16 protein-coding genes are annotated in these 13377 nt (G+C 67.8%); 11 read left to right on the forward strand and 5 right to left on the reverse strand.

Annotation, left to right across the window (positions count from 1 at the left end; genetic code table 11):
* The first annotated feature begins 317 nt into the window (after positions 1 to 317).
* Entirely contained in the window at positions 318 to 869 is a 552-nt protein-coding gene (locus tag BACI71_RS15570) for a CHAP domain-containing protein (RefSeq protein WP_159760149.1), read from the forward strand.
* Between the two features lie 7 nt (positions 870 to 876).
* Here the strand turns inward: BACI71_RS15570 and msrB are convergent, their stop codons facing one another.
* The gene (msrB, locus tag BACI71_RS15575) at positions 877 to 1371 is read right to left on the reverse strand and encodes a peptide-methionine (R)-S-oxide reductase MsrB (RefSeq protein ID WP_159760151.1); all 495 of its coding nucleotides are present in this window, start codon (positions 1369 to 1371) and stop codon (positions 877 to 879) included.
* 112 nt (positions 1372 to 1483) lie between these two features.
* On the opposite strand from msrB, the gene BACI71_RS15580 reads away from it, so the two are divergent.
* The 9 genes from BACI71_RS15580 to BACI71_RS15620 all read left to right on the forward strand — a co-directional run bounded on the left by BACI71_RS15580 (position 1484) and on the right by BACI71_RS15620 (position 8423).
* Positions 1484 to 2746: a glutamate-5-semialdehyde dehydrogenase gene (locus BACI71_RS15580; protein WP_159760153.1), complete on the forward strand. Its 1263-nt coding sequence runs from the start codon at positions 1484 to 1486 to the stop codon at positions 2744 to 2746.
* A 2-nt stretch (positions 2747 to 2748) separates the two neighbouring features.
* Entirely contained in the window at positions 2749 to 3390 is a 642-nt protein-coding gene (locus BACI71_RS15585) for a nicotinate-nucleotide adenylyltransferase (RefSeq protein ID WP_159761268.1), read from the forward strand.
* Positions 3391 to 3392: 2 nt separating this feature from the next.
* Positions 3393 to 3785: a ribosome silencing factor gene (rsfS, locus tag BACI71_RS15590; RefSeq protein WP_159760155.1), complete on the forward strand. Its 393-nt coding sequence runs from the start codon at positions 3393 to 3395 to the stop codon at positions 3783 to 3785.
* 193 nt (positions 3786 to 3978) lie between these two features.
* Positions 3979 to 4401, forward strand: a complete 423-nt coding sequence (locus BACI71_RS15595; protein ID WP_159760157.1) for a 23S rRNA (pseudouridine(1915)-N(3))-methyltransferase RlmH — start codon at positions 3979 to 3981, stop codon at positions 4399 to 4401.
* Positions 4401 to 5471, forward strand: coding sequence for a murein hydrolase activator EnvC family protein (locus BACI71_RS15600; RefSeq protein ID WP_159760159.1), 1071 nt, complete (start codon positions 4401 to 4403; stop codon positions 5469 to 5471). Before BACI71_RS15595 ends, BACI71_RS15600 begins: the two co-directional genes overlap by 1 nt.
* A 105-nt stretch (positions 5472 to 5576) precedes the next feature.
* Positions 5577 to 6953, forward strand: a complete 1377-nt coding sequence (locus BACI71_RS15605; protein WP_159760161.1) for a S41 family peptidase — start codon at positions 5577 to 5579, stop codon at positions 6951 to 6953.
* The gene (locus BACI71_RS15610; RefSeq protein ID WP_159760163.1) at positions 6953 to 7435 is read left to right on the forward strand and encodes a disulfide bond formation protein B; all 483 of its coding nucleotides are present in this window, start codon (positions 6953 to 6955) and stop codon (positions 7433 to 7435) included. The genes BACI71_RS15605 and BACI71_RS15610 overlap by 1 nt, the downstream gene beginning before the upstream one ends.
* The gene (locus tag BACI71_RS15615; protein ID WP_159760165.1) at positions 7432 to 7965 is read left to right on the forward strand and encodes a demethoxyubiquinone hydroxylase family protein; all 534 of its coding nucleotides are present in this window, start codon (positions 7432 to 7434) and stop codon (positions 7963 to 7965) included. The genes BACI71_RS15610 and BACI71_RS15615 overlap by 4 nt, the downstream gene beginning before the upstream one ends.
* 8 nt (positions 7966 to 7973) lie before the next feature.
* Positions 7974 to 8423: a hypothetical protein gene (locus BACI71_RS15620; RefSeq protein WP_236553009.1), complete on the forward strand. Its 450-nt coding sequence runs from the start codon at positions 7974 to 7976 to the stop codon at positions 8421 to 8423.
* Positions 8424 to 8521: 98 nt separating this feature from the next.
* Here the strand turns inward: BACI71_RS15620 and BACI71_RS15625 are convergent, their stop codons facing one another.
* Positions 8522 to 9154, reverse strand: coding sequence for a DedA family protein (locus tag BACI71_RS15625; protein WP_028966160.1), 633 nt, complete (start codon positions 9152 to 9154; stop codon positions 8522 to 8524).
* Positions 9155 to 9234: 80 nt separating this feature from the next.
* Between BACI71_RS15625 and BACI71_RS15630 the strand changes: the two genes are divergently transcribed.
* Positions 9235 to 10029: an aldo/keto reductase gene (locus tag BACI71_RS15630; protein WP_159760167.1), complete on the forward strand. Its 795-nt coding sequence runs from the start codon at positions 9235 to 9237 to the stop codon at positions 10027 to 10029.
* 105 nt (positions 10030 to 10134) lie between these two features.
* Here BACI71_RS15630 and BACI71_RS15635 read toward each other — a convergent pair whose 3' ends face one another.
* The 3 genes from BACI71_RS15635 to BACI71_RS15645 all read right to left on the reverse strand — a co-directional run bounded on the left by BACI71_RS15635 (position 10135) and on the right by BACI71_RS15645 (position 13342).
* Positions 10135 to 11532: a UdgX family uracil-DNA binding protein gene (locus BACI71_RS15635; RefSeq protein WP_159760169.1), complete on the reverse strand. Its 1398-nt coding sequence runs from the start codon at positions 11530 to 11532 to the stop codon at positions 10135 to 10137.
* Positions 11533 to 11541: 9 nt separating this feature from the next.
* Positions 11542 to 12027: a hemerythrin domain-containing protein gene (locus BACI71_RS15640; protein ID WP_159760171.1), complete on the reverse strand. Its 486-nt coding sequence runs from the start codon at positions 12025 to 12027 to the stop codon at positions 11542 to 11544.
* Between the two features lie 61 nt (positions 12028 to 12088).
* On the reverse strand, positions 12089 to 13342 hold the full coding sequence (locus tag BACI71_RS15645) for a putative DNA modification/repair radical SAM protein (protein WP_159760173.1): 1254 nt from the start codon (positions 13340 to 13342) through the stop codon (positions 12089 to 12091).
* Positions 13343 to 13377 lie beyond the last annotated feature (35 nt).

The following is a 13377-nucleotide window of genomic DNA, read 5'->3' on the forward strand; positions in this document are numbered from 1 at the left end:
CAGGATCGATCGGAGCGGCAAGCAGGAAGCGGTACCTTCCATTCGAAAGGCTCGGGCTCTCCATTGGTCGAAAGCCCATACTGCAGGAACGAAAACAGGGATCGGGGGCGTGGCGACTCGCCGCAGCGGCCCGGCTCCCGCGGATTTTAACCTCCCGGTCATACTCAAGGGCAGCATCGCTGACGTGATTTCGCGGACAATGTTCGGTTCGTCGTCAGTCATCTTCGGTTCATCCGAAAAGGTTCCCGCTGCATTTGTTGATTAGGATCTTTCTGGTTAGCCGACTTTCATCAGTCCTGTTGACCGGGGGGTCCTCCGTGAACCTCAAGCTTTGGACAGCGCAGTTTGCGCTGGTGTTTTCGTGCGTCCTGACGACAACTGCGCCGGCGCAGGCGCGGTATCTGCAATGCGTGCCGTTTGCGCGCGAAGTCTCGGGTATCGACATCCGCGGCAACGCCAATACCTGGTGGGGCCAGGCCGCGGGCCGCTACGATCGCGGCACCGCTCCGCAGGTCGGCGCCGTGATGGCGTTCAAGTCGACGCGCGCGATGCCGGTCGGGCATGTCGCAATGGTCAGCCGCATCGTCAGCGACCGCGAGGTGCTGCTGACCCACGCCAATTGGTCGCGTCGCGGCGGTATCGAGCGTGACGTCCGCGCGGTCGACGTGTCGGCGGCCGGCGACTGGAGCGAGGTGCGGGTGTGGTTCGCCGGTGTCGGGGATCTCGGGACCAGCACCTACCCACTGGCCGGGTTCATCTATGCCGGCAAGGCACCGGCGCCGGTCGAGGACGAGGCGACGCTCGCGCCGCTAACGATCGCGACCGCAGCAACGGTGCCAGTCTCCGGCATGCTCCCCGCCGCGCACTAAGATAACATCAGGCGGGGCGGAAGGTCATCGCCACGCCGTTCATGCAGAAGCGTTTTCCGGTGGGGCGGGGCCCATCGTCGAAAACGTGCCCGAGGTGCCCGCCGCACCGGCTGCAATGCACTTCAGTCCGCGCCATCCCCAGCGTCGAATCGCGATGGTAGCCGACCGCGCCGGGCAGCGGCGCCGTGAAGCTGGGCCAGCCGGTCCCGCTCTCGAACTTGGTCTTGGACGAGAACAGCGACTGGGTGCAGCCCTTGCAGGCGAATGTGCCGGCACGATGCTCGCCGTTCAACGGGCTGCTGTACGGACGCTCGGTGCCTTCCTGACGCAGCACGTCATAGGCCGCCGGGCCAAGCTGCGCCCGCCACTGTGCGTCGGTGCGCGTGACCGGAAACCGCTCCGCGGCGTCCGCGGTGCGCGATCCGCAGGCGAGCAGGGTGGTGGCAAGAAATCCGCCGCCGGCAGCGGCCAGAAAGCGGCGACGATTCACGGCATTGTTCATCAGTAGGATATGGGGATGGCCGCGGCGATCGCCAGTGGGCGGGAAGCAGTTGTCTGCGGACCCGGCTGACGGAACGTTGAGACTTTGTGGCGGTGCGTGCTACGCCGCCAGCATGTCCGCCGACGAGAACCCCGCCACCCTGATCGCCACCCTTGCTACCCGTGCCCGGGCGGCGGCCCGCTCGCTTGCCGGCATGAGCGACGAGCACAAGGCGCAGGCGTTGCGTGCCGCGGCGCAGGCGCTGCAGGCGGGGGCTGCCGATATCCTCGCCGCCAATGCACGCGATGTCGAGCGCGGGGGTCGCAACGGTTTGTCCGATGCGATGCTCGACCGGCTGCGGCTCGACGCGGCCCGGATCGACGGCGTGGCCGCCGCGGTCGCAACGGTCGCGGCGCTCGACGATCCGGTGGGGCAGGTGATCGACACCCGCCATCGTCCCAACGGCCTCGCGCTCAGCCGCGTCCGGGTGCCGATCGGCGTGATCGGGATCATCTACGAAAGCCGCCCGAACGTGACCGCCGACGCCGCCGCCCTGTGCGTGCGTTCGGGCAATGCGGTCATCCTGCGCGGCGGGTCGGAGGCGGTGGAAAGCAATCGCGCGATCCATGCCGCCTTCGCGCGCGGACTGGCGGAGGCGGGAGCGCCGGTCGACGCGGTCCAGCTCGTCCCGACCACCGATCGCGCGGCGGTCGGCGCGATGCTCGCCGCCGCGGGGGCGATCGACCTCATCATCCCGCGCGGGGGACGCAGTCTGGTCGAGCGGGTGCAGAACGAGGCACGCGTCCCGGTGCTCGCGCATCTCGACGGGATCAATCACGTCTTCGTCGATCGTTCTGCGGATCGCGACATGGCGACCCGGATCGTGCTCGACGCCAAGATGCGCCGCACCGGCATTTGCGGCGCGATGGAGACGTTGCTGATCGACCGCGACTGGCCGCACGCCGCCGCGCTCATCGCCGCGCTGGCCGAATGCGGCTGCACCGTGCGCGGCGACGAAGCGGCCCGCGCGCTGGTGCCGTCGATCGACGTCGCGGACGCGGCCGACTGGGACACCGAATATCTCGATGCGATCGCCTCCGTCGCGATCGTCGCCGGGGTGGAGGGGGCGCTGGCGCATATTGCCGCGCATGGATCGCATCATACCGATGCGATCGTCGCGGCGGACGCGGCGGTGGCGGAGCATTTCCTGCGCGAGGCCGATTCGGCGATCGTGCTCTGGAACGCCTCGACTCAATTTGCCGATGGCGGGGAGTTCGGGCTGGGCGCGGAGATCGGGATCGCGACCGGTCGGCTCCACGCGCGTGGCCCGGTCGCGCTCGAAGGGCTGACCACCTACAAGTGGCTGGGGCGCGGCACCGGGCAGATCCGGGGTTGACGATCCGGCGCATCGGGCTGCTCGGCGGGTCGTTCAATCCTGCGCATCGCGGCCATCGCCATGTCACGCTGGAGGCGATCCGCTTGCTGGGACTGGACGAGGCATGGTGGCTGGTATCGCCGGGCAATCCGCTGAAGCCGCGCGCGGGCATGGCGCCGCTGGCCGCGCGGCTCGGCTCGGCGCGCGCGATGGCGCGGCGTGCGCCGATCCGCGCGACCGATCTGGAGGCGCGGCTGCGCACCCGCTATACCGTGGACACGCTGCGGACGATCGTGCGGCGCTATCCACGAAATCGCTTCATCTGGATCATGGGCGCGGACAATCTGGCGCAGTTTCATGCGTGGCGGCAGTGGCGGATGATCGCGCGCACGATGCCGATTGCGGTTTTGACCAGACCCGGCTATGACGACGATGCCCTCGCGGCTCCCGCGATGGGCTGGCTGCGGCGCTATCGGCGGCCCGCGCGCCAGGCGACGAACTGGGCCGAGTGGAGTGTGCCAGCCCTGGTGCTGCTACGGTTCCGCCCCGACCGGACATCCGCGACGCAATTGCGCGCCGTCGATCCCGACTGGCATGTTCGCTTCGCCGACCCGATATCCAAGACTGCAATCCCCGCCGCATCGTTGCGGCAACCCCAGGAGTAACCTTGCCCGCCACCGAACCCGCCCGCCGCTCGCCCGCTTCGACGGATGTCGAGGCGCTGCATCGTCTGGTCCTGCAATCGCTGGACGACGATCAGGCGGTGGACACGATTTCGATCCCGCTCGCGGGCAAGTCGTCGATCGCCGATTACATGGTCATCGCCAGCGGGCGCTCGACCCGACAGGTGGCGTCGATGGCGCAGAAGCTGTCGGAGCGGATCAAGGGCGAGACCGGCCGTCCCGCCCGGATCGAGGGGCTGCCCAATGCCGATTGGGTGCTGATCGACGGCGGCGACGTGATCGTCCACCTGTTCCGCCCCGAAGTGCGCAGCTTCTACAATCTGGAGCGCATGTGGTCGTTCGGCGATGCGCCTGCGCCGGGCGTTGCGCCGAACTGAGGTTCGATCGGCGGTTGCCGAACACCTGTCCAGTCCGGGGCGGCTTCGCTCGTCGTCATCCCGAACCTGATCCGGGATCCCGCTGCTTGCTTCGGTCGCCGAGAAGAAGCGGGCACCCGATCAAGGCCGGAGCCACGGCTGAAGGAGGAGTTTCGACCGGCTTCAAGGTTCGGCCTTTGCCATAGAGGCGCATATGCTGCTGCACATCGTCGCGCGAGGGCGGATCGGGCGATCACCCGAGGCTGACCTTGTCGATCGTTATCTGAAGCGGATCGTCTGGCCGACTCGTGTGAGCGAGCTGCCGGATCGTGGCGGACGCGAGCCCGAGCGGCCGGCGCACGGTCGCCGTATCCTGCTCGACGAGAAGGGCGAGGTGCTGGGCTCGACCGCGTTTGCCGAGCGGATCGGTCGCTGGCGCGACGATGGCGTGCGTGAGGCACGCTTCCTGATCGGCGCGGCGGACGGCTTTTCCGATGCCGAGCGCGGTGAGGCGGACATGCTGCTGTCATTTGGCCGCGCGACCTGGCCGCACCTGCTCGCGCGTGCGATGCTGGCCGAGCAATTGTTTCGCGCGACAAGCATCCTGGCCAATCACCCCTATCATCGCGAAGGATGATGCCGTGGCGGGCGTCATGGCTGGCGATCGCTTTTCTCGCGGCGGGTGGGGACGCCGCGCCGGCCGCGGCACCGCCCGTCGCCGCCGCCAACCGTCGCGCGCACAGGCTTGAGGAACGCGCCGACCGGATCGCCGATCCGGCGCGCCGCGCGCAGCTGCGCGAGGCGGCGGTCGAGGCGCGGGTCACGGCGGCGGAGGCTGACCTCGCCGTGTTGCAGGCGCAGGCGGCGGTGATCGACGGCCGGCTCGCTCTGCAACGGCGGTTGCTCGCCGCACGTGAGGCGCCGGTCACGCGGTTGCTTGCAACGCTGACCGCGCTGGCACGGCGGCCGGCGATCGTGACGCTGGCGCATCCGGGCAGCGTCGCGGATCTCGTCCATGCCCGCGTGGTGTCGGCGGCGATCCTGCCGGTGCTGCGCGCGCGCTCCGCGGAATTGCGCCGCGCAATCGCGCATGGCCGGGTGATGCAGGCACATGCGGCACTGGCGCAGCGCCGGCTGCGTGCCGGGCGCGCGCGGCTGGTCGAGGCGCGCGAGCAGCTCGCGGCGGTGACCGGCGGCGATGACGAGCGTGCGCTGGCGATGGAGGAGGCGGTGCGCGACACCGCCGAGCGCCTGACCGCGATCGGCAGCGAGCAGGCGGTGCTCGCCGATCTCATGGCGCTGCCGCTTCCCTCGATCCCGCGCGGGCTGCCGCCGCCGGCGGAGGCGGCCTATCGGTTGCCGGTGCGGGGACGGCTGGTGACCGGGATGGGGGAGGTGTCGGGCAATGGCGTCCGGGCGCGCGGGCTGACGCTGGCGGTGCCCGCCGCGTCGGCGATCGTCGCGCCTGCGGGCGGGCGGGTCCGCTTCGCCGGACCGTTCCGAAGCTTCGGTCGGATCGTGATCGTCGATCATGGCGCGGGCTGGACGTCGCTGATCGCCGGGCTCGGCGCGGTGGCGGTGGAAAGCGGCGCGAGCGTCGCGGCCGGGGCGCCGCTGGGCGCCGCACCGAACGTGGATGGCGCGCGCGTCACGGTCGAGCTGCGCCGTCGCGGGCGCCCGGTCGACATCGCCCAGCTGATCGGGTGAGGACTGCGCCGCTCAGCCGTCATTCAGCCGCGCGGGCGCTTTGATCGTCCCGGCAATTCCGCTACACCGCGGGATCGTCCATCCGCAGGAACAGTTTCGCCCGTCATGAAGTCAAAGCTGCTCCCGGCCGTCGCGCTGGTCACTGCCATCGCCACCGTGCCGGTCGCCACCGGGGCGATGGCCGCGTCGGACACCGCCACCTATCGCCAGCTCGACAAGTTTCTCGACGTCTACAATCGCGTGAAGGCCGATTACGTCGACAAGGTCACCGACGATCAGCTGATGAAGGGCGCGATCGACGGGATGCTCGCCGCGCTCGACCCGCATAGCAGCTATGTCGACGCCTCCGACTTCGACAATCTGCGTATCCAGACCGAGGGCAATTACGGCGGGCTGGGCCTGACCGTCTCGATGGAGGATGGCGCAGTCAAGGTGATCGCACCGCAGGAGGATACGCCCGCCGGGCGCGCGGGGATCAAGTCCGGCGACTTCATCACGCATATCGACGGCAAGCTGATCTACGGCGGTACGCTCGACGAGGCGACTGCGCAGATGCGCGGCAAGCCTGGCACCAAGGTGACGCTGACGCTGATCCGTTCCGGCCGCGACAAGCCGATCGTGGTGACGCTGGTGCGCGAGGTGATCGTGCAGCGCCCGGTCAAATGGGAGGTGAAGGGCGATGTCGGCTATATCAACATCAACACCTTCTCCGAACAGACCGGCGCCGACACGCGCGCCGCGATCATGGCGATCGACAAGTCGCTCGGGCATCGCCCGCTCGGCTATGTCGTCGACCTGCGCGAGAATGGCGGCGGGCTGCTGACACAGGCGATCGAGGTGTCGGACGCCTTCCTCGACCGCGGCGAGATCGTCAGCCAGCGCGGGCGCGAGAAGGACGATATCGAGCGGTATTTCGCGCGACCGGGCGACGATGCGCACGGGTTGCCGATCATCGTGCTGACCGATTCGGGTACCGCCTCGGCCAGCGAGATCGTTGCCGGCGCGCTTCAGGATCATCACCGCGCGCTGGTGATGGGCGAGCGGACGTTCGGCAAGGGCTCGGTGCAGACCTTGCTCCAGCTCGGACCGCGCACCGCGCTGCGGCTGACCACCGCGCGTTACTTCACGCCGTCGGGGCGGAGCGTGCAGGAAGGCGGGATCGAGCCCGACATCCGCGTGCCGCAGATTTCCGATCCCGATTACAAATCGCGTCCGGTGTTCCGCGAGGCCGATCTGCGCCGGCATCTGATTAATGAGATCAAGTCACCCGACAATGCCGTGCTTGAAGAGGATGTGAAGGACGATCCGCGCTTCGCGACTTCGCCCGACGCGCTCAAGAAACAGGGGATCGCGGACTTCCAGCTCTGGTACGCGCTCAAGACGATCGCGCGGCTGGGCGGCGCGACGCAGGTCGCGGCGGTGACGCAGGCGATGACGGTCAAGCCGACCGCCGCCGCCACGACGACGCCGGTGACGAAGTAATGGCGACCGGCCTGCGCAACGCGCGCCTGCTCGCGCTGCTGATCCCGGCGGCGCTGCTGGGCGGGGCGTGGGCGTTCCAGCTGATCGGCGGACTTTACCCGTGCGAGATGTGCCATTGGCAGCGCTGGCCGCATTATGGCGCGCTCGCGATGGCGGTGCTCGCGTTCGTGACCGGCGGGCCGCGGGTCAAGGCGACGCTGGTCGCCGGAGCCGCGGCGCTGATCGCGGTGTCGGGGCTGATCGGCGTCTTCCACGCCGGGGTGGAATATCACTGGTGGCAGGGGATCACCGCCTGCACGCAGACCACCAACCTGTCCGGCCTGTCGACCGATCAGGCATTGAAGGACCTGCTCGCCGCTCCCATCGTCCGGTGCGACGCACCGCAATGGTCGCTGCTCGGCGTGTCGCTGGCGGGGTGGAATGCGGTTGTGTCGCTCGTCGGCGCGGGGTTGATCGCGGCGCAACTGAGGAGGCGTGGATGACCTGGAAGCCTGGTGACCGTCCGCATCCGTCCGCTTCGATGATCCGCGTCGATCAGGCTGGCGAGTTCGGAGCGATCCGCATCTATGCGGGGCAGCTGGCGATCATGGGACAGCGCTCGCCGATGGCGCGCAAGATTTCCGCGATGGCCTTGCAGGAGGAGAAGCACCGCGCATTCTTCGACCGCATGATCGTCGAGCGGGGCGTGCGGCCGACGCTGTTCCAGCCGTTCTGGGACGTCGCCGGCTTCGCGCTTGGCGCGGTGACCGCCGCGATCGGACCCGAGGCGGCGATGGCGTGCACCGCCGCGGTCGAGACCGAGATCGACAAACATTATGAGGAGCAGCTGGTCGCGCTGGGCGACAGCGATCCCGAGCTGTCCGAGGCGATCCGCGAGTTCCAGGCCGAGGAACTGGAGCACCGCGACACCGCGCTCGCTCATGGCGCCGAAAACGCGCCTGCCTATCCGTTGCTGTCGACGGCGATCCGGCTCGGCTGCCGTGTCGCGATCGCCACCGCCAAACGAATCTGAGAGGATCTATGCCGCTGCGTCGTCTTTCCCCCATGCTGCTCACGCTCGCTGCGTTGCCGGCAGCGGCGCAGAGCGGGCCTCCCACCACCGCCGCGCGGGTGTCGCGCTCCACGCCGGCTGAGGGCGTGTCGCGCAGTGCGCCGGTAAACGGCGTGATCGTTCTCTACGGCAATGAACGTTGCCCGACCGACAACGCCGGCAATGAGGTGGTCGTCTGCACCCGCCGTCCGGCCGAGGAGCAGTTCCGCATTCCGAAGGAATTGCGCAATTTCGAGGTGACGCCCGAGAATGAGAATTGGGCGGCGCGCGAACAGGCGAACCGTGACGTCGGGACGGTCGGGGTCGGAAGCTGTTCGACGGTCGGCGCAGCGAGTGCGACCGGCTGCATCACGCAGAATGCGACACGCTGGAAGAAGGAGCGTCGCGCCGCGACGAAGCAGGACACGCCGGAGCTGTGACTCACCGTCATTCCGGACTTGATCCGGGATCCCGCTTCTTACTTCGATAGACAAGAGCGGCGGGGCTCCGGATCACATCCGGGGCGACGAAGGGGAGATCAGCCCTTCGCCTTCATCCCTTTGACGCGGTGCCAGATGTAGAAAGCGATCGCGGCGACCAGCACGACGCCGATCGCGGCATCGGCGCGGTGGAAAAAGGCCTTGAGCCGCGGATCGCTGTTCCACTTGTCACCCAGCGTCATGCCGATCCACGCTAGCAGCAGGCAGAACGGCCACGAACCAATGAACGTGTAGAGGTGGAACGGGATCAGCTTCATCCGCGCGACCCCGGCGGGGAAAGCGATGAAGGTGCGGATCACCGGCAGCATCCGCCCGATCAGGATTGCCCACGCCCCCCAGCGATTGAAGAAGCGATCGGCGAGGTCCAGCTCGCCCGGCCCGAGCAGCACGTAGCGCCCGAACTTCTCCGCCATCGGCCGCCCGCCGCGCCGCCCGATCTCATAGGCGACGATCGAGCCGAGGTTGCACCCCAGCGCGCCTGCAGTCGCAGCGAGGAACAGGTTCAGCTCCCCGGTCGACACCAGATAGCCAGCGAACGGCATGATGATCTCGCTGGGCAGCGGGATGCACGCGCTCTCGATCGCCATCAGCAGCGCGATACCCCAGTAACCCCCGGCAGAAATGACGGCGATGGCAAAGCCCGCGAGGGCGGCAAGGATCTTCTCGACCATGTTCTGCGCTTGCGGCACTGCGGCGAGAAAGGGAAGCCGGAATCCGGGAACCGTTGCGGGACAGCAATGGTTCGTCGCGGATGACAGACCTGACCCTCAACGACGGCCGCACCATGCCACAGCTCGGCCTTGGCACCTACCAGATCCCCGACGCGCAGGTCGCATCGGTCGTGCGCGCCGGGCTCGATCTCGGCTTCCGGCTCGTCGATACCGCCGCGCTCTACCACAATGAGCGCGGCGTGGGCGAAGGGCTCGGGCACGACGATGTCTGGGTGACCACCAAATTGTGGCACGATCAGCATGGCGATGCGGCGGCGGCGCTCGATGCCAGTCTGGCGTTGCTCGGGCGGGAGTCTGTCGATCTGTACCTGATCCACTGGCCGCATCCTGCCGGCGGACGGTTCGTCGATGCGTGGCAGGCGCTGATCGAGCTGCGCGAGCGCGGGCTGGCGCGGGCGATCGGCGTGTCGAATTTCCTGCCCGAGCATCTCGACGCGATCATCGACGCCACCGGGGTGGTGCCGGCGGTCAACCAGATCGAACTGCATCCGACCTTCCAGCAGCGCGACGTGCAGGAGGCCAATCGCGCGCATGGAATCGTGACGCAGAGCTGGAGCCCGCTCGGGCAAGGCGCGACGCTGAAGGACGAGCGGATCGTGCGGATCGCCGCTGACGTGGGCGCGACTCCAGCACAGGTGATCATTGCCTGGCATCTGGCGAAGGGCTTGTCGGTGATCCCGAAGGCAGGCGATCTGGAGCATCTCGGCAGTAACTGGGGTGCGCAGGAGGTCCGGTTATCGGACGAGCAGATCGCGGCGATCGACGCGATGGATGACCCCGATGGGCGTATGGGCCCTGATCCGCGGGAGCTGTGAGGGGGGCGGCCAGCACCGTCTCTCGTCATTGCGAGCGTAGCGAAGCAATCCAGGGTCGGATCAGGTCGCCCTGGATTGCTTCGCTACGCTCGCTATGACGACATCTCAGGACAGCGCCGCTTGCGCCAGCTTCAGGTCCTCGACGAAGCGCGCGAACTCCGTGGTGCGCGCGTCCTCGTCGGGCAGGCGCAGCAAATAGCTGGGATGCACCGTGATCCATGCCGCGCCGCCGTCCGGCAGGCGTTGTTCCCGGCCACGTTCGCGGCCGATCGTCATGACCTTGCCGAACAGGCTGCGCGCCGCGGTCGCGCCCAGCGCTACCGTCACCTTCGGACGCAGCAGCAATTGCTCCTGCTCGATCCACCAGCGACACGCCTCGATCTCGCCCGCGTCCGGCTTGGCGTGGATGCGGCGCTTGCCGCGCGGCTCAAACTTGAAGTGCTTGACCGCGTTGGTGACATAGGTCTGCTCGCGGGTAATCCCGGCCGCGGCGAGGGCGCGGTTGAACACCTGACCGGCCGGTCCGACGAACGGATGGCCGGCGAGATCCTCCTGATCGCCGGGCTGCTCACCGACGAACATCATCGGCGCCGACACCGGGCCTTCGCCGAACACGGTCTGCGTCGCGTGCTTGTGGAGGTGGCAGCGCGTGCACGCGGCGGCTTCGTTGCGCAGCGCTTCCCAGGCGAGTTCAGCATTGCCGCCGATTTCCACGCGGTCGCGGGCCCGTTCGATCATTCCGCTCTCCCGTGCCTGCGCGCTGGCCAGCAATTGTGGGACCAGCGCGGTTTCCGGCATGTTCTTCCAGTATTTACGCGGCATCTCTTTGAGCATCGCGTTCACCTTGACGCGCGCCGGGTTGAAGATGCTGGCGTAATAGGTCTTCCACACTTCCTCGACCGGATCGCCCTCCGGCGCCTCGCCGCGCACTGCGGCCGGCCCTTCGCTCAACCGCGTGCCGTCCCAGTGGATCGAGACCTCGGGGGTGAGGATCGACCAGCGCATCGAGGCGAAGCGGTTGACGAAGAAGGCGGCGTTGGCGCGGACGATGTGATGCTCGGGCTCGAACCACGCGACATAGCGGTCGCCGTCATCGTCACTTACGCTGCGGAAGCGGACGAAGGCGCGCATCTTGTGGATGTCACGCCGCACCGCCTTGGCCAAACCTTCGAGCCGGCGGACGAGCGGGTCGGCATGGTCCTCGACCAGCCGCGGCATGTCGCGCAGCCGCCACAACAGGGTGTACAGCAGCGCGAACCGCTCGGGATCGTGATGAAGAATCGCGTCGCCGGCCAGCGCGATGAACGCACGCGACACGCGCAGCGGCGAGGCGGTGGCGGGCGGCGATCCGGAGGGCGCCGCCGCGGTCGCGAACAGATCCTCCGCCGCAGGGCCGACCTGCCAGACGACGCGGTCCGGCGGCACGTCGGCGGCGATCAGCGCGCGCGCCGCCTCCCGCCATGCGTCCATGTCATCGGGCGCGGGAAGGGTGGCGACACGCATCGGCCGTGATTACTCGCGCTCGTCGCCGCCGGGCGGATTGTCGCGCGCCAGTTCCAGCTCGGCAGGCTTGCGCTCCTCATAGGTGTCGGCGAGCCGTTCCTCGGTCGCATCGTCGAGCTTCTCCTCGGCGGCGGGGAACATCTCTTCCTCTTCCTCGTCGATGTGATGCTCGTAGCGGTGGCGCATGTGCGCGAACTTCTGCTCCCACGCATCGGAGCCGAACTCCATGTCGAGCAACTCGCCGATCAGATCGTCGACTTCCTTATGCTCCGCGACCGAGTGGCGGGCGTCGTCGCGCAGGTCGGGGCGGCCGAGCATCGTCGCATAAAGCGATTCCTCCTCTGCGGCGGCATGGCTCTGGACTTCCAGCCGGAATGCCTCGAACAGCTCGCGGCGTTCGGCACTGTCGCCCTTCCGGGCGTCGAGCCGCTCGAGCATATCGCGCTGCTTATCGTGGTCGCGCTTGAGGTCCGCGTAGATGTCTGCCTGCGCCATATCGATCTCCTTCGAGGCCGAAGCGCATGAGGCAGCGCACCGTTTCACCCGCGATTCATTCTCACGCGCCGAACAATTCCAGCTGCTGGCGAGCCGGGCGCGGCGCGACGAGCGGCTTGAGCTCGGCGCGGTCGGTGAGCGTCACCGGACGCCAGTCCTCAGCGACGATGAACGGGCGGATGCGCGCGATCGATACGGTGAGCCGCGCGACGTCATCAAGCCGCAGACGCCGCCAGCGGCGCGCGGCGAGGATACTCTTGACCGCCTTGGTGCCCAGACCGGGCACGCGCCACAGCAACTCGCGCGGCGCGCGGTTCACGTCGACCGGGAATTGGTCGCGAAACTTGAGCGCCCAGGCGAGCTTGGGATCAATATCGAGCGGCAACATGCCGGTCGCGTCGTCGGTGGCGGCCACCACTTCGCCAGGCTGAAAGCCGTAAAAGCGCATCAACCAGTCCGACTGGTACAAACGGTGCTCGCGCATCAGCGGTGGACGCTGCAACGGGAGCACGCTCGACGCATCCGGGATCGGGCTGAACGCCGAATAATAAACGCGGCGCAGCCCAAAACGATCGTAGAGCGTCGACGCCTTGGTGACGATGTCGCCGTCGGTCGCGGCGTCGGCGCCGACGATCATCTGCGTCGACTGACCGGCAGGGGCGAAGCGCGGCGCGGACTTGTACTTGGTGCGCGCCTCGGCGGTATCGACGATCGCCGCTTTCATCTCGCCCATTGCGCCCTCGATACGGGCATTGTCCTTTTCGGGCGCGAGCCGCTTCAGGCCGCCAACGGTGGGCAGCTCGACGTTGATCGACACGCGATCGGCGTAGAGCCCGGCCTGATGTACCAGCTCCGGATCGGCGTCGGGGATCGTCTTGAGGTGGATATAGCCGCGGAAATGGTGATCCTCGCGCAGGCTGCGCGCAACCTCGACCATTTGCTCCATCGTATAGTTCGAGGATTTGATGATCCCCGACGACAGGAAGAGTCCCTCGATATAATTGCGGCGGTAGAAAGAGAGGGTGAGGTTGACGACCTCCTGCGCGGTGAAGCGCGCGCGGCGGACGTTCGAGCTCTTGCGGTTGATGCAATAATGGCAGTCGAAGATGCAGCTGTTGGTCAGCAGGATCTTGAGCAACGAGATGCAGCGACCGTCGGGGGCATAGGCGTGGCAGATGCCCATGCCCTCGGTCGAGCCGATCCCCTTGCCATCCGCCGAGTTGCGCTTCGCCGTTCCCGACGAGGCGCAGGACGCGTCATATTTCGCCGCATCCGCAAGGATTTCCAGCTTCTGTCGGACATCCAGTTGCGCCATGTGTTCGATGTATGTTCGACAAGGCGGCTTGTCGA

This window comes from Sphingomonas sp. 8AM (assembly GCF_902506455.1).
GTDB lineage: Bacteria > Pseudomonadota > Alphaproteobacteria > Sphingomonadales > Sphingomonadaceae > Sphingomonas.